The sequence below is a fragment of the Mycobacterium sp. IDUB_36 genome, from assembly GCF_055419225.1.
Genome location: NZ_JBVAXH010000001.1, coordinates 398,767 through 420,623, shown reverse-complemented (window position 1 = coordinate 420,623; position 21,857 = coordinate 398,767). Strand labels below are relative to the sequence as shown.

At 66.9% G+C, this 21,857-nt stretch carries 21 protein-coding genes; 7 read left to right on the top strand and 14 right to left on the bottom strand.

Annotated features, from left to right (window positions below; genetic code table 11):
- Window positions 1–21 precede the first annotated feature (21 nt).
- On the top strand, window positions 22–777 hold the full coding sequence (locus tag ACZYW1_RS01885; protein WP_463782795.1) for a YebC/PmpR family DNA-binding transcriptional regulator: 756 nt from the start codon (window positions 22–24) through the stop codon (window positions 775–777).
- A gap of 106 nt (window positions 778–883) precedes the next feature.
- Here ACZYW1_RS01885 and ACZYW1_RS01880 read toward each other — a convergent pair whose 3' ends face one another.
- The 10 genes from ACZYW1_RS01880 to ACZYW1_RS01835 form a co-directional block, all read right to left on the bottom strand.
- Window positions 884–2,446: a polyamine aminopropyltransferase gene (locus tag ACZYW1_RS01880; protein WP_463782793.1), complete on the bottom strand. Its 1,563-nt coding sequence runs from the start codon at window positions 2,444–2,446 to the stop codon at window positions 884–886.
- On the bottom strand, window positions 2,443–2,898 hold the full coding sequence (locus tag ACZYW1_RS01875) for a DUF350 domain-containing protein (RefSeq protein WP_463782791.1): 456 nt from the start codon (window positions 2,896–2,898) through the stop codon (window positions 2,443–2,445). Before ACZYW1_RS01875 ends, ACZYW1_RS01880 begins: the two co-directional genes overlap by 4 nt.
- Window positions 2,899–2,942: 44 nt before the next feature.
- On the bottom strand, window positions 2,943–3,374 hold the full coding sequence (locus ACZYW1_RS01870; protein WP_463782789.1) for a DUF4247 domain-containing protein: 432 nt from the start codon (window positions 3,372–3,374) through the stop codon (window positions 2,943–2,945).
- Window positions 3,371–3,865, bottom strand: a complete 495-nt coding sequence (locus tag ACZYW1_RS01865; protein ID WP_463782787.1) for a DUF2617 family protein — start codon at window positions 3,863–3,865, stop codon at window positions 3,371–3,373. Before ACZYW1_RS01865 ends, ACZYW1_RS01870 begins: the two co-directional genes overlap by 4 nt.
- Window positions 3,866–3,877: 12 nt before the next feature.
- Window positions 3,878–4,486, bottom strand: coding sequence for a DUF4178 domain-containing protein (locus ACZYW1_RS01860; RefSeq protein ID WP_463782784.1), 609 nt, complete (start codon window positions 4,484–4,486; stop codon window positions 3,878–3,880).
- A gap of 107 nt (window positions 4,487–4,593) precedes the next feature.
- Complete coding sequence (locus ACZYW1_RS01855) at window positions 4,594–5,811, bottom strand: class I SAM-dependent methyltransferase (protein ID WP_463782782.1); 1,218 nt, start codon at window positions 5,809–5,811, stop codon at window positions 4,594–4,596.
- A gap of 109 nt (window positions 5,812–5,920) precedes the next feature.
- Window positions 5,921–6,340, bottom strand: a complete 420-nt coding sequence (locus ACZYW1_RS01850; protein WP_463782779.1) for a hypothetical protein — start codon at window positions 6,338–6,340, stop codon at window positions 5,921–5,923.
- Window positions 6,341–6,481: 141 nt separating this feature from the next.
- A complete protein-coding gene (locus tag ACZYW1_RS01845) occupies window positions 6,482–7,036 on the bottom strand; it encodes a hypothetical protein (protein WP_463782778.1) in 555 nt (184 codons plus the stop codon).
- 94 nt (window positions 7,037–7,130) lie between these two features.
- Window positions 7,131–7,940 carry a sulfotransferase family protein gene (locus ACZYW1_RS01840; RefSeq protein ID WP_463782776.1) on the bottom strand — a complete coding sequence of 270 codons (810 nt, stop codon included), beginning with the start codon at window positions 7,938–7,940 and terminating at the stop codon, window positions 7,131–7,133.
- A gap of 252 nt (window positions 7,941–8,192) precedes the next feature.
- On the bottom strand, window positions 8,193–11,114 hold the full coding sequence (locus ACZYW1_RS01835; protein WP_463782775.1) for a PGRS repeat-containing protein: 2,922 nt from the start codon (window positions 11,112–11,114) through the stop codon (window positions 8,193–8,195).
- A gap of 442 nt (window positions 11,115–11,556) precedes the next feature.
- Here ACZYW1_RS01835 and ruvC point away from each other — a divergent pair, with 442 nt between their 5' ends.
- The 5 genes from ruvC to ACZYW1_RS01810 all read left to right on the top strand — a co-directional run bounded on the left by ruvC (window position 11,557) and on the right by ACZYW1_RS01810 (window position 15,222).
- Window positions 11,557–12,111 carry a crossover junction endodeoxyribonuclease RuvC gene (gene ruvC, locus ACZYW1_RS01830; RefSeq protein WP_463782773.1) on the top strand — a complete coding sequence of 185 codons (555 nt, stop codon included), beginning with the start codon at window positions 11,557–11,559 and terminating at the stop codon, window positions 12,109–12,111.
- A complete protein-coding gene (gene ruvA, locus ACZYW1_RS01825; protein ID WP_463787641.1) occupies window positions 12,111–12,704 on the top strand; it encodes a Holliday junction branch migration protein RuvA in 594 nt (197 codons plus the stop codon). Before ruvC ends, ruvA begins: the two co-directional genes overlap by 1 nt.
- A complete protein-coding gene (gene ruvB / locus ACZYW1_RS01820) occupies window positions 12,701–13,756 on the top strand; it encodes a Holliday junction branch migration DNA helicase RuvB (protein WP_463782771.1) in 1,056 nt (351 codons plus the stop codon). The genes ruvA and ruvB overlap by 4 nt, the downstream gene beginning before the upstream one ends.
- Before the next feature lie 62 nt (window positions 13,757–13,818).
- On the top strand, window positions 13,819–14,202 hold the full coding sequence (locus ACZYW1_RS01815) for a DUF1304 domain-containing protein (RefSeq protein WP_463782770.1): 384 nt from the start codon (window positions 13,819–13,821) through the stop codon (window positions 14,200–14,202).
- A gap of 369 nt (window positions 14,203–14,571) precedes the next feature.
- Window positions 14,572–15,222 carry a hypothetical protein gene (locus tag ACZYW1_RS01810; RefSeq protein ID WP_463782768.1) on the top strand — a complete coding sequence of 217 codons (651 nt, stop codon included), beginning with the start codon at window positions 14,572–14,574 and terminating at the stop codon, window positions 15,220–15,222.
- A gap of 72 nt (window positions 15,223–15,294) precedes the next feature.
- Here the strand turns inward: ACZYW1_RS01810 and car are convergent, their stop codons facing one another.
- The 4 genes from car to ACZYW1_RS01790 form a co-directional block, all read right to left on the bottom strand.
- Window positions 15,295–18,804 carry a carboxylic acid reductase gene (gene car / locus ACZYW1_RS01805; RefSeq protein ID WP_463782766.1) on the bottom strand — a complete coding sequence of 1,170 codons (3,510 nt, stop codon included), beginning with the start codon at window positions 18,802–18,804 and terminating at the stop codon, window positions 15,295–15,297.
- A 177-nt stretch (window positions 18,805–18,981) separates the two neighbouring features.
- A complete protein-coding gene (gene gabT / locus ACZYW1_RS01800; protein WP_463782765.1) occupies window positions 18,982–20,322 on the bottom strand; it encodes a 4-aminobutyrate--2-oxoglutarate transaminase in 1,341 nt (446 codons plus the stop codon).
- A 101-nt stretch (window positions 20,323–20,423) separates the two neighbouring features.
- Entirely contained in the window at window positions 20,424–20,606 is a 183-nt protein-coding gene (locus ACZYW1_RS01795; RefSeq protein WP_463782763.1) for a hypothetical protein, read from the bottom strand.
- Between the two features lie 127 nt (window positions 20,607–20,733).
- A complete protein-coding gene (locus ACZYW1_RS01790) occupies window positions 20,734–21,405 on the bottom strand; it encodes a nitroreductase family protein (protein ID WP_463782762.1) in 672 nt (223 codons plus the stop codon).
- 80 nt (window positions 21,406–21,485) lie between these two features.
- Here ACZYW1_RS01790 and yajC point away from each other — a divergent pair, with 80 nt between their 5' ends.
- Window positions 21,486–21,815, top strand: a complete 330-nt coding sequence (gene yajC / locus ACZYW1_RS01785; RefSeq protein WP_463782760.1) for a preprotein translocase subunit YajC — start codon at window positions 21,486–21,488, stop codon at window positions 21,813–21,815.
- Window positions 21,816–21,857 lie beyond the last annotated feature (42 nt).

Below are 21,857 nucleotides of genomic sequence, written 5' to 3'. Positions count from 1 at the left end.
CGACAGAAGAGGTAGTAGCTGATGAGCGGCCATTCCAAGTGGGCCACCACCAAGCACCAGAAGGCCGTCAAGGACGCGCGCCGCGGCAAGGAATTCGCCCGGCTGATCAAGAACATCGAGGTGGCCGCGCGCACCGGCGGTGGCGACCCGGCCGGCAACCCGACGCTGTACGACGCCATTCAGAAGGCCAAGAAGACGTCGGTGCCCAACGACAACATCGAGCGGGCCCGTAAGCGCGGAGCGGGCGAAGAGGCCGGCGGGGCCGACTGGCAGACCATCATGTACGAGGGCTACGGCCCCAACGGCGTTGCGGTGCTCATCGAGTGCCTGACCGACAACCGTAACCGCGCCGCGGGTGAGGTGCGGGTGGCGATGACCCGCAACGGCGGAAGCATGGCCGATCCGGGATCGGTGTCCTACCTGTTCTCTCGCAAGGGTGTCGTGACGCTGGAGAAGAACAGCCTGAGTGAGGACGACGTGCTGGCGGCCGTCCTGGATGCGGGCGCCGAAGACGTCAGCGATCTCGGTGACAGCTTCGAAGTCGTCAGCGAGCCAACCGATCTGGTGGCGGTGCGGAGCGCTCTGCAAGAAGCCGGTATCGACTACGACTCCGCCGAGGCCAGCTTCCAACCGTCGGTCAGCGTGCCGGTGGATGCCGAGGGTGCGCGCAAGGTGTTCAAACTCGTTGACGCGCTTGAGGACAGCGACGACGTGCAGAACGTCTACACCAATGTCGACCTGTCCGACGAGGTGTTGGCCGCACTCGACGCGGAGTAGCCCTTACCAGGCGCTCAGCCGCCGTGGATGGCGCCCAGATCGACACCAGCGTGCAGCGCTCTCACGATTTCTCACGCTGCCGTCGATCTCGGCGTGAAGTGGACTGCTAGTCGTATCCGTGTCGCATGTCTTCGACGATGCGCGGATGTTCCAGAGTCGACGGCTCCAGCATGCGCGGGCGCACGTCGGGGGCGAACACCGTCGATGAGTCGAGCACCGATTGATCGAGGAAGCGCAGCTGCGGCGCGGCGGGCGGGATGACCGGCTGTGGCGCCTTGCCCCCGCGGCGGGCCAGCGCGAATCCCCAGTCGCCGAAGGTCGGGACATACACGTGATACGGCGTGACGGCGTACCCGGCGGACGTGATCGTGGAAATCGTTCGCCAGTAAGCTGTTTGGGTCGAGTACGGGCTACCCGCCTGCACCACCATCAACCCGCCGGGTGAGAGGACGCGGGATACCAGCGCGTAGAACTCGGTGGAATACAGGCGCCCCAACGCCGGCGTATCGGGATCCGGCAGGTCGACGATCACCGCGTCGAACGACGGCGCATCGGCGCGGCGCAACCAGCTCATCGCATCACCGGTGACGATGTGCACCCGAGGGTTGTCCAATGACCCGGCATTAGCGGAACGCATTGTGCTGCGGGCTATTTCGACCATGGCGGGGTCCAACTCGACCTGCACGATGCTCTCCACGCCGGGCATGCGCAGCAATTCGCGTGCTGCCAGGCCGTCACCGCCACCGAGCACCAACACCGACCGTGCTCCGGCGCCCAGCGCGGGGTAGACGAGGCTTTCGGTGTACCGGTACTCGTCGCGGGTAGAAAACTGCAGGCCGCCGTCGAGGTAGAGTCGCAGGTCGTTGCCACGACGCGTGACCACAATTTCCTGATACGCCGATTGACGAAAGGCGATGATCGGGTCAGCGTAGAGCCGCTGACGGCTGGTCGTTTCGATGTCCTGAGCTTGGATCAGCAGGGTGGTGAGCAGCGCCAGCGCCAAGCTCAGCGCACCCAATGCCATGAGCAGCTGCCGGGTACTGACCACCCGACGCAGCAGAAAAATCGAAACAACCGTCGCGGCAACGAGATTGATGATCCCGGTGACCGCGGCGCCCCGGATCATTCCCAGGTGAGGCAGCAACAGGAACGGCCAAGCCAAGCCGCCGATCAACGCGCCCAGGTAATCCGCGGCGTTGAGATTGGCCAACGTCCGGCCGGTGTCGGTCGCGCCGGCGACGCGACCCTGCTGCAGCAGCGTCATCAGCAGTGGAACCTCGGCGCCGACGAGGGCGCCGATCAGAGCGGTGCCGGCCGCGAGCATCAACAGCGATCCGCCGACGAACGAGAACATGACGTACAGGGCGGCGGCGGACAGCCCGCCCACGATGGCCAGGACCGCTTCCACCGTGACGAAAGCGACTGCCGCCCAATTGAGCAACGGCTTGACCAGCAGCGCACCCGCGCCCAGCGCGGCGATGTAGCCCGCGACGATCAGCGACGTGGCGATGATGCCGCCGCCGTTCAAGCTGGTCGACAGGGTCAGCAGCGCGAGTTCGTAGACAATCCCGCACGCTGCGCACGCCGCCACCGCGGCAAGTAGCACCGCCCGCCAGCGGGTGCTCGAGAACGGGGTGGTCGTATCGGGCTGCTGCTCAGTCGATGTCATGACAGCGCGGCTGCGGTCACTCCTCCTACAGCCAGCAGCATCACGGCCGTGGCGAACGCCGCCGGATGCAGTTCCGCCTCCTCGATGTGCTCGTGAAAATTACCGGGTATCACCACATGCAGCGTCAACAGCGCCACACCCTGCAGCGCGACGCCGATCAGCCCGTAGACGGCCACGCCCACCAGGCCCTGGCCCAACTGGCTGTAGCTGTTGGCGATGGCACTGATGATGACGGTGGCCAGCGCAATGTAGTTGGCGCAGGCCAGGATCGCCGCATTCGGCCGGCGATCGATGAAGACCAGTTGGCGCAACTTGCCCGGGGTGAGTACGTCGACCACCACGAAGCCGAGCAGCAGCACGGCGGTGCCGACCAGGAAGTACAAGATGGTCGCGAGCGCGCCCTTGAAAACCGGGTTGAGGTCGATAGTTCCCAACTCAACGGCTAGATACATCGCTGTCTCCTGTCGCTACTTCGTGTATTGCGTTCGGTTGGCTGTCATTTCGTTCCACCCGGGCCACCTGTACTGCCACCCGAGCCGCGTGACGGGGACCCGGGACTGAACCCTGGTCCGAGGAAGATGAACGACCCATGGCTGTATCCGGCCGCCAAGTCCTCGACCCGGATGCTGCAGGGGTGGGTGCCATCGATACCGACCGTCACGATGGCGTCGTTGAAGCGCAGGTACTGCGTGCCTCCGCTGACGGCGCTTGCCGCCGGCGTCTGGTAGCCGGTGAGCGTGTATGCCACCTGCGCAGGCGATCCCGTGCACAGATAGCGGATGCCGTTGGCGTCGCGGGAGTACTGCTGGTAGTGCGACGCGATGTAGCTGCGAATATCTTTGTGCTGCAGCGAAATGCCGAAGATCAGGCTGAGGAATGCACTGGCGGCCAGGCCGAAGGCCATCGCGAAGAGGCCGCCGCGGCTCACGGGCGCCACCGGCTGGCGGTGTAGACCACGGTGCCACCGGCCGGGGCCGGGTAGAGGTGCCAGGTCTGCCAGCGCCAGCCCGCGCCGTCGGGTTCGGCGGCGAGCGCTGTCAGCGCGGCATCGTCACCCGGGAATGAACCTCCGAGCCAGCCGCTGTCGGTCGCGCAGCGGTGCCGGAGCCGGTCCGCCAGCTCACGGAACGCGGCCTCATCGCACAGATCGGTGCGGGCTTCGAGTCGGTAGCCGGGTGCCCGCGTCCGGTCGGGGAGATCGCCGTCGAGGTCACACGAAACTTGTTCGGAGAAGCTGACATTCGGATGCTCCACCGTGACGACGTGCGATGCGCCCAACACCCCCAACACCAGTGCGCCGCCGTCCGGATGGTTCAGCCGGCAGCTGGCCAGGGGGAGCGGGGCCGGCACGTTGATCGCGAGCCCGAGTTCGGAGCCACGGACGTCGACCGGGATGACCGACAGACGATGCAGGGGCACGGAGGGTGGCCTCTATTCGGAAGCCGGCGGCGGCGCCGGGTACACGGTGAGCTCGCCGGCGAGCACGGGCTTGCCGGTCGACACCTCCCACGGCATGTCCGGCGCCCAGCGCTCGAAAGACAGCAGCAACGTCTCGTCGGCGCTGGCGTAGTCCACGAAATCCATCTCGCCGGCAGGCGGCAGGCCGGTGGTGCCCTCGGTGGTGTAGCCGGCGTGGCCGCGCTCCGACTCGCTGTAGGTGATGCCCTCGACGACGTGCTGACCGCCGGGTTGCAATTGCAGGTCCTTGCGGCTGGTCCACATCACCAGTTCGAGCCGCCCGTCGCTGTCTTCGACACTGAACCAGATCGGCTCACCACCGCCCTCCAACAGGTGTTCCCACCAGACGAACGGGCCTTCTCGGTAGGTGACCGAACCGCGCACCACGTAGTCGATGCCGCCGTGACTGACGATCGCGCCGGGGCCAAGTTGGCGCGGGCCGAATTGCGGTGCTGCCGTTACGAATGCGAGCGGATCCTCACGTCCGGCACTCTGCTTCTTGGGGCGGCGCAACGCCGCCAGGAAGACCAGGATGGCCGCGATGAACAACACCGCGGCGAGCACGAGCAGCAGTGTGCCCAATGTCAGGCCTTTCTTGCCGTCAAGCCCCCCTGGGTGAAGGTAGCAGTTTTATCCGAGACTCCACGTCGTTAATTCGGTCCAGACCGACGACAAGGCAGCGGGCGGGGCTAGCCGGACGGGCTCAGGGCCATGGCCACAAAGTCGAGACGCCACAGGGCCTCGAACAGCTTGCGGCCGAACTTCTCGACGTTGGCGACGCTGCCGCGCGTCGGTCCTTGGCTTTCCGCGACCAGTGCGGCGATATCGCGGATAGTGCGGTGACCGTCGATGTGTTGCACATAGGGCAGCTGGGCGAGGTTCAGCCGCATGCGCCAGTCCGCCCGATAAATGTCTGCTCCGGCCAGGCCGCAGCGCATGCGCATCAGCGGAATGTAGTCGAGTGAGTCGAGTGACGAAAAGTCAATCGAATAGCTCTCTTTCGGTCGGCCAGGATGGCATGCCAGCAGGAAATGACGCCCGTTCGTGGTGTGCATTCGCTCCATCACAGACCACTGCTTCTGTTCCGGCAACGCAGCGAGGTACTGGTTGAACTCGCCAGGGGGTGAGAGCAATTCGTGGTGATAGTACGGCGCCTTGAGGAACCATCCTTGGAACGCGAGGCCGGCGGCGTCGACCAGATCGAGGCAGTCGTCCACCGAATAGTGTTTCGCCCGACCGTGCAGGAACGTGTCCACCAGCGCGGCGTCGTAGCGAACGTCCAGGGCCGTCTTGAGGTAGCCGCGCACCGGATGATCGGGTGGCAGCGACGAGAGTGCCTCTTTGACCACCCGCACCGATGCTTCGTCCTGTCCGAGGCGCAGGTCGCGAAACACCGATTCCATCACCTCGACGCCGAGCCGGCCATACTTCGCGTACAGCATGACTGCGACGACGCCGTCGGGCTTCACGCACGCGGCCAGTGCTTTCATCCCCGCCAGCGGGTCGGCCATATGGTGCAGCACACCGGTCGACACGACGAGGTCGAATTGACTGCCCAGCGAGGGCAATTCCTCGATGGGCAGCAGGCGCAGTTCCAGATTGTGCAGCCCGTGCCTGTCTTTGAGGTACTGCTCGTGATCGAGTGACGGCTGGCTGATATCGACCGCGACAATTTTCGCCTCGGGATTGGTGTAAGCAAGCTCGGCGGCCTGATTCGTGCCGCACCCCGCGATGAGAATGTCGAGGTCCGGCCGGTATTCCCGGTCGGGCCAGAGGACCCGGTGGGAGTGGCTGGGGTCGAGCCACTGCCAGTTGCCGCGCAGCCACGACTCGAGATCCTGTATCGGCTCCGGGTATCTCCAACGCTCGTATTGGCGAGAGACGACGTCGGCTTTCGGATCGTTCACAGCGTGTGGGCCCCCTTAGCGGCCGGTGAGCTCGACCGATGAAAGATAGTGCGCTGCAACAACATTTTGCGTGCCGGCTGGTCTGCTCTGCCGGTGCCTGAGCTGGGCATCAGCCGCCGGATGGACCACGCATGCCCGGCTCACCCGGAACTCCACCTGGACCCGCCGCCCCGCCTTCGCCACCTTCGCCGGGTTGGCCGGTCGATCCGGCGCCCCCGCCCCGGCCGCCGTTGCCGCCTCGCCCTCCCGCTCCGCCTTTTCCACCTGCGCCGCCCTGACCGCCGACTCCACCCTGACCACCCTTGCCGCCGGCGCCGCCCTGGCCTCCGGCTCCACCGTCGCCGTCAGGTGTATGGGTTGCTGCGCCGCCGGAGTTGGTGGAGATGCTCCGGGAGTGGGGGGATGGCATGTCCGCGGGCGGCACGATCATCGCGGTGAGTAATGCGGCCACGGCCGCACCGGAACCGGCCAGGTAGCCCGGCACGGCGTGTAATCGGTGCTTTCGTGTGTTTCGACTGTCGTCAGACATCGGTCTACCCCCAAAGAAACGACGTGGTCGTCGATTCTGGTCAAGCTAGTTGCCGCATGCGCCGACGGTCGCCGAACGCGCAAATTGAACCGGAACTCTTGGTAATTCGCGGTCGCCGAGACCGTCAGCGGCGCTGTTCTGTCAGGAGCAGGCTTTCGCGGCGTCGTTGATCTGAGTGTCGAGGTCGTGCCGTAACGGCTGCATCGTGTCGGGACTGCCGCCCGCCAGGTAGCCGACGCCGAGCTGTCCGATCGTGTCGGCGAACGCACTGACTGCCTTCGTGAGGTCGCTCGGTGCAGCCGTGTTGGCGGCGAGCCGTCGTTGCAAGTACGCGCCGCCGCCCACCAGGGCCAGCCGGGCATTGCCGGCCACCGCGAGCTCGCCGACCGGATTGTTGTCGGGAGTTTGCAGGTGAGTGTTGAGCACCACCGCTTTACGGACCGCGGCAAAAGCCGTGCACACGTTTGTCTTTGCGTCGCCGCCCTGTTGGATCGGACCGGCCGCGTCGTGATGCGCCGGGTGGAAGTAAGCCAGCGCGGCGAGGGCCACGGCGACGACGGCGAGGGTGAGTGCTGCGTAGGTCGCCAGTTGGGGCAGGCTCCGCGAGCCTTCCGCAGCAGGCTCGCGCTTGGGCGTGTGCGGTGTTCCTGCGGGGCTTGCCGCCGGTGCGGACTCAGCGAGAGGTTCGTCGGGCATTGGGTGAGATTATCGCGCATACCCCGGTTTGTGACGGCATTGCCGACATGCTCTGGCAGGCAATCGGTCTGCGGCTGAATCGGTTGGTGCGGGCTCAGACCACCTGAAGTCCCTCGGGGATTGCGTCTGCATCACGCCAAAAGGCATCGTTGACAAAGCGATTGAACAGATCCGGTGGCAGCAGGCTTTCGCGCTCCACAGCCTTGACTGTTTTGCCCACCGTGTGCAGGCCGGGAGTACCGGCCCGCTCGTCGAAATCCGTGACGTCGAAATCGATGTGGTCGAAATCGTGCTCGAATGCCTGCTCGCCGATGAAGTCGTAGATGGCAAGCAGGGTCTTGGCCGGGTCGCTGGTCAGCGTCTCGTACTGAACGAGCAGCAGACGATTCTTCTGCGCGCCGAAGCAGGCCTGCTTGAGGGCGTCGTAGGGAGCCCCGACCATGCCTTCGGCCGATGCGACGACATTGGCGCGGGTGTACACGGTGCCGCCGGCGCTGTAGTTGAAGATCGACGACGGGCTGAAGACGTTGCGCTGAACCAGGCGTTCGATGCTGTCGACGACCCAGGGCATATCCCGGACGCACGCAATGACTTTCGCGTCGGGGAACAACCGCGCGATCGCCGGCATCCACGCGCACCAGAACCGGTTCGTGTCGAAAACCACCTCTGCCGGACTGTGGGCGTAGTAATTCTCGAACAGGCCGTGCAGGATCCGCTGGCGCTTGGCGTCGTCGATGAACACCGAGTATTCGTTGCGGGCGCTCATCTCGCCCAGGAGTGCGCCGAACAGGCCGGCCAGCGGGCCGGACATGCCGGCCTCGAAGCGGGGGTTCTGCCGCAGCAGTGCCGCCAGCAGCGTCGAGCCGGATCGTGGCAGACCGGAGATGAAGTGGATGGCTGTCATGTCTGCCCCTTGCCCTAGATCCGGCTCGTGGTGGTGCCTGTGTGACGGAGCCATATCGGCGACTGTAACGAAGTCGCGAGCGCTGGCGCGCGAGTTTGCTTTTGTCAGACAGTTCGAGAGTGTGAGGTGTCAAAAGCATTCAGCGACAGGCGGATATGCCCGCCCGACAGAGGATCGTCGAAAGCACCACCGAAACGACAACCGCGGCCGGGTCTTTCGACCGGGCCGCGGTTGCCGTTCTCAGCTATGGCGTCACGGGTTGTTGGCGCCGGCTGTGCCGTTGTCGCCGGGCACGCCGGTGGCGCTAGCGGTGGCGCCAGGCCCGCCGTTACCGCCAACCGCGTTGGTGCCGTTGCCGCCGTTGCCGCCATTGCCGCCGTTGCCGGGCCCACCTGCGCCGTTCAAGGTGCCGTTGCCGCCGAGTCCGCCGTTGCCGCCGGTGCCGTTGGCGGTGTTAGCGGTGCCGATACCGCCGTCGCCGCCGTTGCCGCCGACTGAGGTGGCCGAGGTGCCGCCGACGCCGCCGGCCCCGCCGGCACCGCCGGTGGCGGTGATGGCGGTGGTGCCGGTGTTGCCCAGGACGGCGTTGCCGCCGTCTCCACCGACGCCACCGGCCGCCGCCGAGCCGCCTGCACCACCGGCGCCGCCGATGCCGCCGACGGCCGAGCCGCTACCCGCTTGTGCGTTAGCGGTACCGCCGGTGCCGCCTGCGCCACCGTTGGCGCCGGCCGTGGTGCCGCCCGCACCGCCGACTCCGCCTGCGCCACCGGTGGCATTGCCGGCACCGCCCTGCGTGTAGCCGCCGCCGCCGTTGCCGCCTGCACCGCCGCTGGCCCCGGCGACAGTGCCGCTGCCGCCGGCTCCGCCCGCACCACCGGTCGCCGTGGTTCCGCTGGAGAAGGAGTAGGAGGTGCCGCCGTTACCGCCGTTGCCGGCCTCGGCACCGGTGCCGCTGGCGCCGCCGACCCCGCCGACCGAAACGCCGTTGTTGACAACGTTCTGGGCATACTCGGCGAAGACCCCGGTGCCACCGCCGTTGCCGCCGGAAGCGCCTGCGGCCTGACCGACGCCGCCTGCACCGCCGGTGGCGGAGCCGTTGACGACCACACCACCGGTGGTCTGCCCACCGATGCCACCCGACAGCACGCCCTTGCCGCCATCGCCACCAGCACCGCCGTTGGTGCCGGCGCCGCCCGCGCCGCCGGTCGCAGAGCCGCTCGCGAAGCCGGGCTGGGTGGGACCGCCGCCGTTACCGCTGGCGGCAGCGATCACACCGCGACCGCCGTCACCGCCGGTGCTGCCAGCCCCGGTGCCGGCGCCGCCTGCCCCGCCGGTCGCGGTGCCGCTGACGGTTCCGCTGCCGAGGGCGGTCGGGTTGGTGGGATCGTTGCCGAAGCCGCCGCTGAGGACGCCGCGTCCGCCGTCGCCACCCAGGCCGCCGTCGGTACCGGCGCCCCCGGCCCCGCCGGTGGCCGTGCCGGACGCGAAGCTGCCCGAGCCGTTGGACTCGACCAGTCCGTAACCGCCGTCGCCGCCGGTGCCGCCGTTGATGCCGCCGGCACCGCCGACCCCGCCGACCGCTTTGCCGTTCACGATCGATCCGCCGTTGGCGTTGAGCTGGGCGTACCCGCCTTGTCCGCCGTTGCCGCCTTCATCTGTGGTGGACCCCGCGCCACCGACACCGCCCGCACCGCCGGTCGCGGTGGAGGAGGTGCCGCCGATGATGCCGCCGTTGTTGGTTTCGGTGATGGCGTACCCGCCGCCGCCGCCTCCGCCGCCGCCCTGGCCGGCCGCATCTGCGGTGCCGACGCCGCCGGCGCCGCCCGCCCCGCCAGCACCGCCGGTGGCGGTCGAGCCGGTCACGGCGCTCGAGTCGCCGACGCCGCCGGCGCCGCCCGCGCCACCGTTGCCGTCCAGGCCACTCGAGCCGGCGACACCGAATGATGTTCCCGCGCCACCCGCGACGCCGTGCTCGCCGCCGGTGCCACCCGTGCCACCGAAGCCACCGAAGCCGTCACCCGAGGATTCGAAGTCACCGGCTGCGCCCACACCGCCGTTGCCGCCGACACCACCGGCGCCGCCGCTGCCGCCGAACCCGAACAGCCCGGCCGTACCACCGTTGCCGCCGTTGCCGCCCAAGCCACCGTCGAGACCGTCGCCGTCTCCGGTGGTGAAGGAGCCTGCGGTGCCGTTGAGGCCGGCACCACCGGTGCCGCCGGTACCGCCGGAACCGAGGAACGAGAATTGCCCGCCGTTGCCGCCGTTACCACCGGTTCCCGCAGCCTGGGTCGACGTGGCGGCGCTACCGGCGCCGCCGGCGCCACCGTTGCCGAAGGATCCGTAGATGGCGCCATCGCCGCCGTTGCCGCCGACGAGGCCGATGCCACCGTTGCCGCCGGAGCCGTAGAACGCATACAGCCCGGTGTCGCCACCGTTACCGCCGTTGCCGCCGAGGCTGCCGTCGCCACCGAGGCCACCGTTGCCGCCGTACAGCCCGCCGATACCGCCGGCGCCGCCGTCACCGCCACCGAAGCCGTCACCACCGGCGCCGCCGTCACCGAACATGCCGGCGTCACCGCCGTCGCCGCCGTTGACGTCGAGACCCGTGGTGAAGGTGAAGCCGTCGCCGCCGTTGCCGAAGAACATTCCGCCGTCTTGGCCGTTGGGGTCCAGGGCGGTCCCGTCGGCGCCGTTGCAAATGAATCCGCAGGAGTCGGCCGGGTCAAATGCGGCAGGGTTGGCAGAAACGAGCCAGGTGTTGAGGCTCTGCGTCATCGGGTTGTCTACCCAGGAGTCCTGCAACTGCTGCCAGAAGTCGGAGAACGGATCCGATGCCGCGCTCGAACCAATGGCGCCGGCACTCAGCGCCGACTCGACACCTGACGTCGGGTCGGCGACCGACCATGCGCTCAGTGCGGTGTCAATGCTGTCGAACCAGGTGCCCAGGCTCGCGCCGAAGGCGGGATCGAAAGTCGAGATCGACGCGACGATCGGGTCGAAGATGCTGTCCAGCCCGAAGTCGTCGGCATGCGCTGCGGGTGCACCGGCAAGCGGCCCCAGGCCCAATGCCAGGAACGCGCTCGCGCTGCCCCCCAGGCCGATCGCGCCCGCACGCCGGCGGGCCTTCCCCTTCTGCGACTTACGGTTCTTCTTGGAACTGTGTTGACCGGCCATGGCGGACCCTCCCCAGTGGGTAAGTTTTTCTCAGCTTTCGCTAAGCTAGACCTCAGGGCCCGCCGCGGGAAGCGTATCTCGAAAAAGATCTTGAATAATTTTTGGAATTTGATCTTGTTTGGACATCGTCCGAGTTCAAACGCCATTTATAGGCACAGAAGAATTGTCGATGTCCGAAATTGACCACGAATTCAATTAATTTGGCGGTAATTCGATTGCAACGCATCCTGCTAGACGTGTTCAGGCCGAGTTATCGTCCGAAACGACTGGCGTTCGCTTGCTGCGATACCGCCAGCGCGGCCGGGCGCGGCGAGCCGCTCCGATGGCGACGGAGCCCTGGGCCCGGCTTGCCCAGCGCCCTCGGACTCGCGTGTCGCGCCTGTCGCAGCACGGTCGGGTCGCTACGCTGATCGAACAAGCGTTCGCAACGTAGGAGACGAAGGTGCGCGTGATGGGCGTCGACCCCGGCCTGACGCGCTGCGGGCTGTCGGTGATCGAGAGCGGACGTGGCAGACAGGTCATTGCGCTCGATGTCGATGTGGTCCGCACGCCGTCCGGCGAACCGCTGCACCGCCGTCTCCTGACGATCAGCGATACCGTCGACCACTGGATGGACACCCACCTGCCGGACGTGATCGCGATCGAGCGCGTCTTCGCCAACCAGAATGCCAATACCGCGATGGGAACAGCGCAAGCCGGCGGCGTGATCGCCTTGGCGGCCGCCAAGCGGGGGATCGATGTCCATTTCCACACGCCCAGCGAGGTCAAGGCCGCTGTGACGGGCAATGGCCGGGCCGACAAGGCCCAAGTCACCGCGATGGTCACCAAAATCCTTGCGCTGCAGACAAAGCCGACGCCCGCGGATGCGGCCGACGCCCTTGCGCTGGCCATCTGCCACTGCTGGCGTGCACCCATGATCGCCCGGATGGCGGCCGCCGAGGCCATGGCGGCTCAGCAGCGACGCAACTATCAAGCCAAGCTGAAGGCGGCCCGATGATGATTGCGTCCGTGCGTGGCGAGGTGCTCGACATCGCCCTCGATCACGTGGTGATCGAGGCGGCGGGGGTGGGCTACAAATTGATGGCTGCCCCGTCCACGCTCGCGTCGCTGCGCCGCGGCAGCGAGGCCCGGCTGATCACCGCGATGATCGTCCGCGAAGACTCCATGACGCTCTACGGGTTTCCCGACGCCGACGCCCGAGATCTGTTCCTGACGCTCTTGGGAGTCTCCGGAGTCGGCCCGAAGATCGCACTGGCGACGCTCGCCGTGTACGACGCGACCGCGCTGCGGCAAGCGCTCGCCGACGGTGACGTCACCGCCCTGACCCGGGTGCCGGGAATCGGCAAGCGCAGCGCCGAGCGGATGGTGCTGGAACTGCGTGACAAGATCGGGCCGGTGGGAACGAGCGCGTCGTCGGCCGGTGTCAACGGTCACAGTGTGCGCGGCCCGGTGGTGGAAGCCCTTGTGGGGCTTGGCTTTGCGATCAAGCAGGCCGAAGAGGCGACCGACAAGGTACTGGCCGCCGATGAAGAGGCCACCACGTCGACGGCACTGCGTTCGGCGTTGTCGTTGCTGGGGAAGACAAAGTGATTCCGGTCGAGGAAGATCCTGACGACCGGGAGGTCTCGGCGGCCCTGACCGTCGGCGAGGGCGATGTCGACGCCAGCCTGCGCCCTCGCTCGCTGGGCGAGTTCATCGGCCAGCCGCGCGTGCGCGAGCAGCTGCAGTTGGTCATCGAAGGTGCCAAGAACCGCGGCAGCACACCGGATCACATCCTGCTGTCCGGTCCGCCCGGGCTGGGCAAGACGTCGCTGGCGATGATCATCGCCGCCGAGCTGGGATCGTCGCTGCGGGTCACGTCGGGGCCGGCGCTGGAGCGGGCCGGCGACCTGGCGGCGATGCTGTCCAATCTCGTCGAGCACGACGTGTTGTTCATCGACGAGATTCACCGCATCGCCCGGCCCGCCGAGGAGATGTTGTATCTGGCGATGGAGGACTTCCGGGTTGACGTCGTCGTCGGCAAAGGTCCTGGGGCAACGTCGATTCCGCTGGAGGTGGCGCCCTTCACGCTGGTCGGGGCCACCACCCGGTCCGGTGCTTTGACCGGCCCGCTGCGCGACCGGTTCGGTTTCACCGCCCACATGGACTTCTACGAGCCGGCCGAGCTGGAGCGGGTACTGCGCCGCTCAGCCGGAATCCTGGGCATCGAGTTGGGCACCGAAGCCGGTGCGGAGATCGCGCGACGTTCGCGCGGCACGCCGCGTATCGCCAACCGGCTGTTACGCCGGGTCCGAGACTTCGCCGAGGTGCGGGCCGACGGAGTGATCACCCGTGACGTCGCCAAATCGGCGCTGGCGGTCTACGACGTCGACGAACTCGGCCTCGACCGGCTGGACCGCGGGGTGCTGTCGGCGTTGACCCGCAGCTTCGGGGGCGGGCCGGTCGGTGTGTCGACCTTGGCGGTCGCCGTCGGCGAAGAGGCCACCACCGTCGAGGAGGTGTGCGAGCCTTTCCTGGTGCGGGCCGGCATGATCGCCCGCACTCCGCGCGGCAGGGTGGCAACTCCGCAGGCGTGGACGCACCTGGGGATGACGCCGCCACCACGGGCCAGTGGCCTGGGGCAACCGGGATTGTTCGAATGACGGTGACCGCGAACGCGGCCACGCCGGGCGAGGCGGATCTCCGCCACGAGTAGGAGGTCGACATGATCACTGCCGCACTGGTATTCGCCGGACTGGCCGGAGTGCTGCACGTCTACATCTTCACCATGGAATCGCTCACCTGGACCAGCAAGCGGACTCGCGCCACGTTCGGCACCTCGGCCGAAGAGGCGGAGACGACGAAGCTGCTGGCGTTCAATCAGGGCTTCTACAACCTCTTCCTGGCTATCGTCACAGGGGTGGGAGTCGCAGCAATGACGATGGGACACAAGGGTATTGGTGCGGCTCTGATTTTCGCCGGCGTGGGGTCGATGGCCGCGGCGGCTGTCGTGCTGCTCGCGTCGGCACCGGACAAGGCACGTGCAGCCTTGACGCAGGGCATCTTCCCCGCGATCGCCGTCGTACTACTGCTGGCCGGGTTGCACTAGCCCGCGCGATCACGACGGCAGTCCCTTGGGCGACGGCCGTCGCGTGCGTGACGCTCGCCAGCGGCAACCGTGCCGCGAACCAGCGATTCCCGGCATTTCCCAGTAGCCGTGCATTCCTCGGTGGTCTCGATCCTGAATAAACCCAGCAGTTGCTGATGTCAGTCAGCTCGATCAAAACAGCAGGACTAATCGATTTGACGCCGCACTGCGCCATAGCCTGTCGCCTCGTAGACGCGGGCAGCTCTGAGCTGAATTTCAGACACACCGATTAGCCTGACCCGCACGCCGACGGTCGTCGCACCGCCGTGGCGTAGGGGTACTCAGCACGCGCACGACACACCGGTGTCCACTGTTTGAGGAGAACTCGAAATGAATGACTCGCGGTCCGGCTTCGGCACCTTCCACATGCCGCGCAGCCGCGGCGCAGTGAGCGGACTGCTCCTGCTCGTCCTCGGCGTCTGGGGCGCATTGATCCCGTTCGTCGGGCCGTACCTTCACCTCGCCTACACACCCGGTCAAGCGTGGGTGTGGAGCACCGCACGAGCCTGGTTGGAGGTCGCTCCCGGGGTCGTCACCGCGGCAGGCGGATTCCTGCTGCTGATCTCCGGTAATCGCGCGACCGCCATGTTCGGCGGATGGCTCGCGGTGGTTGCCGGCGCGTGGTTCGTCGTCGGGCGCACTCTGGCCTCGACGTTGCGACTCGGCGATGTCGGCCAACCCCTCGCGGCCACCGATGCCAAGCGTGCCGTCATCGAGATCGCGTCCTTCTCCGGACTGGGCGCGCTGATCGTGTTTCTCGGCGGCGCGGTGTTGGCGCGGGTGACGATTCGCACGGCGCGCGATGTCGAGCTGGCACGCCAGGCGGCCGACGCCCGCGGGGTGGCCGACTCGGGGAGCTTCGACGCGTTCGCGGAGTCGGCCCGTACCGAGGTCATCGCTCCCGCACCGCAGCGGCACCGGCGAGAAGCCAAGAGCAACGGCCTTTTTCGCCGGAGCGGCGCCGGCGCGACGAGCCACTGACACCTCACGCCACGACAGAAGCCTGGGTCGTCACCGACATCGGTCACGACCCAGGCTTCTATTCGTGTCGACCTAGAGCAGTCCGAGCAGCTGTAGGTCGGTGACGTACTTGACGATCACCGGCCGCGAGACATGTGGAATGTCCTTGTCCGGACCGATTTTCGCTTCCTGCACAGCAGCGCGGAACCGATCGGTGGGGGCCATCGACCCGTTGATCGGAGCCTGCGGCTTCTGGTAGTTGTGCAGCAGCGGCAGCAGCGAGTACTGGCGCTGACGTTCGGGCAGGCCACGCAGTGTCATCTCGAACCGTTGCAACCAGGTGGCGTAGTCGCCGACCCGCTGGATCGGGTAGCCGGCGTCGATCAGCCAGTCGACGTACTCGTCGAAGCCGATGCCATCGTCGTACGGGTTCATCACGTGGTAGGTCTGGAACCCGTCGACCACTTGAGCCCCCAGGCTCGAGATCGCTTCGGCGATGAATTCCACTGGCAGACCGTCATAGTGGGACCGCTGCCGGTTGCCCGCCGCATCCAGCTCGTAGAACGAACCGGGCGCGATACCGGTGGCCACCAGGCTGAGTATCTGCCGGGTGAACATGTCTGGCAGGTTCAGCTGTCCCGCGTAGGTGGTGTCGGCCAGGATCATGTCGCAGCGGAACACCGCGACCGGCAACCCGCAGAGGTCGTTGGCCTCGCGAAGCAGCACCTCGCCCGCCCACTTGCTGTTCCCGTACCCGTTGGCGTAGCCGTCGTGGATCTGGCGGGTGGCACTGATCTCCCGAACGTCGGCATCCTCGACGAACTTTCCGGGCGGGATCTGGTCGCCGACGCCGATCGTCGAGACGTAGGTGAACGCCTTCAGTTTGGTGGTCAAGGCGATCCGCAACAGCTCCGCGGTCCCTAAAGCGTTGGGGCCGAACAGTTCGCTGTAGGGCAACACGTGGTTGACCAGAGCCGCGGGGTCGACGATCAGGTCGACCGTGTCGGCCAGCCGCTGCCAGGTCTCGGTGTCCAGACCCAGGTTCGCCTCACCCTTGTCGCCGGCGATGACCTCGAGGTGATCAGCTGCCAGCTTGCGGTAGTGCGCCAACAGCTCTGGGTCGCCGCTGTCGAACGTCTTGTCCAGGCGGGCACGCGCATCCTCGTCCGACTTGGCGCGCACCAGCGCGATGACCTTGCCGTCGACCAAGCTCATCCGCTGGAGCCATTCCAGTGCCAGATAGCGGCCCAGGAATCCGGTTGCGCCGGTGAGCAATACGGTGCGCACCTCGGTGCCGGCCGCCGGCAGGCTGCGCGCGGCGGTCAGGGTGTCCTCGTCGATGAACTTGTCCAGTGTCAGGTCCGCGGCGTGCACCTCGGTGGCGTCGCGGCCGTGCACCGACGCGAAGCTCGGTCGCTTGCTGCCCTGCCGTTCGCCGTCGATGTAGTCGGCGATCGCCTGGAGGTCGTTGGCCGGGCTGACAATCACGCCGACCGGCACGTCGACATCGAAGATCTCGTGCAGCAGATTGCCGAACGTCAACGCGGACAACGAGTCTCCACCCAGATCGGTGAAGTGCGCGTCCGGGGTCAGGTCGGACTTTGCCGCACCGAGCATGGCCGCCGCGGCCCGGCTGACCGTCTGCAGGACCGGAGCATCCGCGCCGGTGCTCCGCAGCTCGGAGAGCTCGTTGGCCTGGCCCTGAGCCAGGTCGGCGTAGAGCTGTTCCAGCTGCTCGCCGTAGTGCGCCTTCAGCTTCGGCCAGGCCAGCTTGCGGATTCCGGTCAGTAACCCGTTTTCCAGGCTGAACGGCGTGGTCTCGACGATGAAGTCGCGCGGAACCTCGTAGGACTGCAGACCGGCGACTTTCGCGACCTGCTGCAACGACTCGGCGATTCGCGATTTGAGCGCACCGGCGCTGTGAGTGGCCGCCGCGTCCTCGGTCGGCACCACGACCGCCAGCAGATAGGGCTGAGCGCTGTTGCCGTAGATGTAGATCTGGCGGATCAGCGGGCTGTTGCCGAATTCGGCTTCCAGCTTGGCCAGGGTGACGAACTCGCCCTGCGCCAACTTGAGCACATTGTTGCGACGGTCGACGTAGACCAGGTGGTCCGGGGAGGTCTCGGCGAAGACGTCGCCGGTGCGGTAGTAGCCGTCCTCGTCGAACACGCCGGCCGTGGTCTCGGCCCGCTTGTAGTACCCGGGGAACATGTTCGGGGTCTTGAGCAGCAGCTCGCCCCGCGGGTGCGGCCGATCGGTGGCGTAGTAGCCGAGGTCAGGAACGTCGACCAGCTTGTAATCGAGGACGGGCGGACGCTGAATCTCGCCGTCCAGCAACACCATTCCGGCCTCGGTCGAGCCGTAGCCGTCCACCAGATGGATCTCCAGCAACGCCTCGACCCAGTTGCGCAGTTCGGGGGAGATCGGTGCCGACCCGGTCATCGCGAAGATGAACCGGCCGCCGAGGAGCTCCTGCCGCAGGTCGGTCAGCACCTGGGCCTCGGCCGACCGACGCTCGACGCCTTCGGCGGTCCGCCGGCCCACTTCGCTCTGGAACTCGCTGTACAACATCTCCCAGATGCGCGGGACGAAGTTGAGTTCGGTCGGCCGGACCAGGCGCAGGTCTTCGAGCAGTGTCGACAGGTCGCTCCTGGCGGCGAAGTAGGCGGTGCCACCGTTGCCGAGGGTGCCGTAGAGGGTGCCACGACCCATGACGTGGCTCATCGGCATGAAGTTGAGGTTGATCGACGCGGCGCTCGGTCCGAACCAGTTCTTGGTCGAGCGGTTCCACATCTTGGCGACATTGCTCTGCGGGTACATCGCACCCTTGGGGGCGCCGGTGCTGCCGGAGGTGTAGATCAGCAGGGCCAGCGGGTCGTCGTCGTTCTGAACAGGCTGCGCCGCAGGCACGTTGGCACCGCGGTCGCGCAGCTCGTCGAGTGTCTCGATGGTCATATCGAGGTCGGACAGCCGCTCGTGAGCGGCCTGCAAGGCTTCGCGGTTGTCGTCGAGCTCGCCGCGGTAGTCGAAGACCACGAGCCGCCCGGGAGTGTGACCGGCCTCAGCGCCGGCGAGTATCACGTCGACGGCATCAGCGAGATAGTCGACGCTCGACGCGAAGACGGTGGGCTCGGTCTCGCTCACGATCGGCAGCAGTTGGGCGATCGCCGCGCTGGTCTGCAGTGGCACCGAGACGGCGCCGACGACGCCGAGTGCGACGTCGACGGTTGTGTAGTCGACGCTGGTGAACCCGAGCACGCAGACACGGTCGCCATGCTCGATCACGCCATCGGTCAGCGCGCGGGACAGCTCGCCGACGCGATCGGCCAGCTCGCCGTAGGTGATTTTGTCGAACCAGGGGAGCAGCTTCGCGGACGTACGCCCGGTCTCGGGGTTCTTGACCAACTCGAATGCGCGCTGAGCCAGCGCGGGGCGGTCGGCATAGCCCTGCAGCACTGCCTTGGTGACGTCGGCGTAGTGGGTTCCCGCCGCCTCGATCGCGGCAGCGACCTCGGCGTCGGGCCGCGCGGCCGCGAACTCCGGATCATTGGCGGCCAACTCTGCTGCGCGACGCTCCTGGTCTTCTTGGGTCTCCATCGACATATCAGAACCTCACAACTGTGCGAATTGGGAAATCTATCGGTGCGACGCTGCACGTAATCAGTACTACGTTAGCAAAGGTAACGATATTCCACGAGCCGCTGAGCCGGTGATCATCTGTGAGCTATTGCACCCACGAGGCCGAGTGTGGCGCCGCCGGCAGATGGCCGGTAACGCCGTTTAGAGGTCGGCCAGCAAGCCGGTGATCACGTCGAGTCCCTCGTTCAGCAGGTCGTCGCTGATCGTCAGCGGCGGCAGGAAGCGCACCACGTTGCCGTACGTGCCCGCGGTCAAGACGATGACTCCGGCCGAGTGTGCGGCGGCGGCCAGCGCGTTGGTCAGCTTCGCGTCCGGTTCGGCGGTGTCGGGCTTGACGAACTCGACAGCGATCATCGCCCCGCGGCCCCGCACATCGCCGATGCGTTCATCGGTGGCCTGCAGTGCCTGCAGCCGGTCCTTCATCAGTCGTTCGATCTGACGGGCTCGCTCGATCAGGCCGTCGGCGTCGATGGTGGCAAGAGTCGCCAGCGCCGCCGCGCAGGCCAGCGGATTGCCGCCGAAGGTGCCGCCGAGTCCACTGGTGTGCGGGGCGTCCATGATTTCGGCGCGACCGGTCACCGAGGCCAGCGGCAGTCCGTCGGCGATGCCCTTGGCGATGCAGATCAGGTCGGGCTCGATTCCCTCGTGCTCGCAGGCGAACATCGCCCCGGTCCGTGCGACTCCGGTCTGCACCTCGTCGGCGATGAAGACGACGTTGTTCTGCCGGCACCATGTCAACAGCGCGGGCAGGAATCCTTCGGCTGGGACGATGAAACCGCCCTCGCCCTGGATGGGTTCGATGATGACCGCGGCGAGGTTGTCGGCGCCGACCTGTTTGGTGATGACGTCGATGGCCCGGCGGGCTGCGAGCTCACCGTCGGTCGCCAACTCCTTGTCGATGAGCCCGTCGCGGTAGGGGTAGGAGAGCGGCGCCCGGTAGATTTCCGGCGCGAACGGCCCGAATCCGCTTTTGTACGGCATGGATTTGGCGGTCAGCGCCATCGTCATGTTGGTCCGGCCGTGGTAGGCGTGGTCGAACGCCACCACCGCATCTTTCCGGGTGTAGGCCCGCGCGACCTTGACCGCGTTCTCCACTGCCTCGGCGCCGGAGTTGAACAACACCGAGCGCTTGGCGCCCGAGCCGGGTGTCCGTTGGTTGAGTTGTTCGGCGACTGCGACGTACTGCTCGTAGGGCGTGACCATGAAGCAGGTGTGGGTGAAGTCGGCGACCTGTGCCCGCACCGCGTCGACCACCCGCGGCGCCGAGCTGCCCACGGTGGTGACCGCGATGCCCGAACCCAGGTCGATCAGGCGGTTGCCGTCGACGTCCTCGACGATGCCGCCTGCGGCACGCGCGGCGAACACCGGCATGGTCCGTCCGACGCCGGCTGACACGGCCGCGGCGCGGCGCTTGGTCAGTTCCAGCGATGCCGGACCGGGGATTTCGGTGACGAGATGGCGGCTCTGTTCGACGGCGGACACGCCCAAAGACTAGCTCGGCGACGACGCAGGCCGCGAGGCTCGACGAGATGTCGAGCGGGTGAATCCGCGGCCGCGCCTGACGCCGGGCTACCGCAGTGGAATCAGCCGGCCGCGGTGTGACCGAGCTCGCGGCAGACGTCGCCGTTGGGGTCCCACCACTGTCCTGCGGGACAGTTCTTCGCCGGACCCACACCAACCGGCTGGCACGTGTTTCGGTAGCCGTCCCAATACTGGCCGGCCTCGCAGTTCGGCGGGTCAGCCACGGCCGGTGCTGCGAACGCCACGGCTGCTCCTACGAGAGCGACTGAGCTGGCCAATCGGCCAATAAGGTTTTTCACTTCGGACCTCCTCGATAGCCACGGTGAATGAACTGAAAACAGCCATTTCACTCTTGCCACGTTGCGGCTCGGTCTAAACCTCGAAGACTGGGCCGTCGATCGAATCGACGGTAACAAAGGAGCTCACAGGTTCGCGGCGAAGTCGGCGAGGTTGCCGCACCGGGTAGCCCAGCGCGATCACCGCGGCCAACGCCAGTGGATCCGGCGCTCGCAGAATGTCTTTCACCTCATCCTCGGCGCGGATCGCGATCGTGGTGATCACGCCGCCGAGCCCTTCCTCGCGGGCGGCCAACAACACATTCCAGGCGAACGGGTAGATGGATGCCCCGGCGGCGAAGGTGTAGCGGTTCGCGTCGCGGTCGATCGCCGCCAGCATCGACAAGTCGGCGAACAGCGCCAGCAAAACCGGTGCCTCGTCGAATTTTTCCGCGAAACCCTGTGGCGCAGCGGTGTTTTCGACGGCCAACGCGCGGGCCTCGGCGTCGCGGTCATTGGTCGGAGACCAGGGCCGCAGCCCGGCGGCCGCGAGAGCCAGGTATTCCCGGGAGCCTTGCAGGTAGCAATCCCGCAGCCGGCGACGGTTGGCGGCGTCCTTGACCACCACGACCCGCCAGGCCTGCGCATTGCTCCCGCTGGGCGCGAAGCGGGCGTTGTCGAGCACCCGACCCAGCACGGCGTCGTCGACATCGCGGTCGGTGAATTCGCGGACCGCACCGGTGGTGCGCAATGCCTCGATCAGTTGCATTGCTCAATGATCAAGCATGTCGACGGCCTGATGGCACACTGGTGACCGTCACTCGCCCTCGACGAAAGATCCTTGCCTTCATGAACCAAACGGTTGTCTTCCTACCGATGCTGATCGTGTTGGGGGCGTTCATGTTCTTCGCGTCGCGCCGGCAGAAGCGCGCGATGCAGGCAACGATCGACCTGCACGAGTCGCTGAGCATCGGCGACCGGGTGCAGACGACGTCGGGGTTGCACGGCACCATCACGGAGCTCACCGATGACCTTGTGGAACTCGAGATTGCCCCGGGCGTGACGACGACCTGGTCCAAGCTGGCGGTCGCGGGCCGGGTCGAGCCGGAGGCTCCCGACGATGACGACAGCGAACTCGGCGAGCTGGCCGACGATCCGGGCCGACTGCCCAACGACTGAGGTCGACGGCCCGCCACGTACCCTTTTCGGTGCAGTGGAACT

What these genes read in the sequence shown, in the direction of transcription:
- ACZYW1_RS01815 (WP_463782770.1), top strand. Translation starts at nt 13,819, where the DNA reads ATGATCACTGCCGCACTGGTATTCGCCGGACTGGCCGGAGTGCTGCAC.
- ACZYW1_RS01835 (WP_463782775.1), bottom strand. Translation starts at nt 11,114, where the DNA reads ATGGCCGGTCAACACAGTTCCAAGAAGAACCGTAAGTCGCAGAAGGGG.
- car (WP_463782766.1), bottom strand. Translation starts at nt 18,804, where the DNA reads ATGTCGATGGAGACCCAAGAAGACCAGGAGCGTCGCGCAGCAGAGTTG.
- yajC (WP_463782760.1), top strand. Translation starts at nt 21,486, where the DNA reads ATGAACCAAACGGTTGTCTTCCTACCGATGCTGATCGTGTTGGGGGCG.
- ACZYW1_RS01790 (WP_463782762.1), bottom strand. Translation starts at nt 21,405, where the DNA reads ATGCAACTGATCGAGGCATTGCGCACCACCGGTGCGGTCCGCGAATTC.
- ACZYW1_RS01840 (WP_463782776.1), bottom strand. Translation starts at nt 7,940, where the DNA reads ATGACAGCCATCCACTTCATCTCCGGTCTGCCACGATCCGGCTCGACG.
- ACZYW1_RS01880 (WP_463782793.1), bottom strand. Translation starts at nt 2,446, where the DNA reads ATGACATCGACTGAGCAGCAGCCCGATACGACCACCCCGTTCTCGAGC.
- ACZYW1_RS01845 (WP_463782778.1), bottom strand. Translation starts at nt 7,036, where the DNA reads ATGCCCGACGAACCTCTCGCTGAGTCCGCACCGGCGGCAAGCCCCGCA.
- ACZYW1_RS01875 (WP_463782791.1), bottom strand. Translation starts at nt 2,898, where the DNA reads ATGTATCTAGCCGTTGAGTTGGGAACTATCGACCTCAACCCGGTTTTC.
- ACZYW1_RS01810 (WP_463782768.1), top strand. Translation starts at nt 14,572, where the DNA reads ATGAATGACTCGCGGTCCGGCTTCGGCACCTTCCACATGCCGCGCAGC.
- ruvA (WP_463787641.1), top strand. Translation starts at nt 12,111, where the DNA reads ATGATTGCGTCCGTGCGTGGCGAGGTGCTCGACATCGCCCTCGATCAC.
- ACZYW1_RS01885 (WP_463782795.1), top strand. Translation starts at nt 22, where the DNA reads ATGAGCGGCCATTCCAAGTGGGCCACCACCAAGCACCAGAAGGCCGTC.
- ACZYW1_RS01850 (WP_463782779.1), bottom strand. Translation starts at nt 6,340, where the DNA reads ATGTCTGACGACAGTCGAAACACACGAAAGCACCGATTACACGCCGTG.